We start from the raw sequence: 261 nt of genomic DNA on the forward strand, positions 1-261 counted from the left end.
GGATGGCGAACAGCTCCTCGACCATCTGGCGGGTGAGCTTGTCCTTGCCGGCCACCTCGATGGTCTCGTCGTCCAAATCGAAGTCGTCCTCATTGATGATGAGCTGCACGCCGGGCAGCTTCTCCATCTCGCGCAGCTCCTGCACGCTGAACTTGGCCTGGGCCACACCGCGGCGGATGAACAGGTGGAGGGTTTTCGCCTTGTTGTTGTCGATGCCCTCGTAGACATTGTCCGGGATATCGGTCTTGGCCTTGAGGTCGT

General features: G+C 60.2%; 1 pseudogene. It reads right to left on the minus strand.

What is annotated here, in order from left to right:
• Positions 1–261, minus strand: a pseudogene (locus P6709_RS20060) (hypothetical protein); the annotation flags it as partial.

Origin of the sequence: Jeotgalibacillus sp. ET6 (assembly GCF_029667115.1) — a bacterium.
GTDB lineage: Bacteria > Bacillota > Bacilli > Bacillales > Jeotgalibacillaceae > Jeotgalibacillus.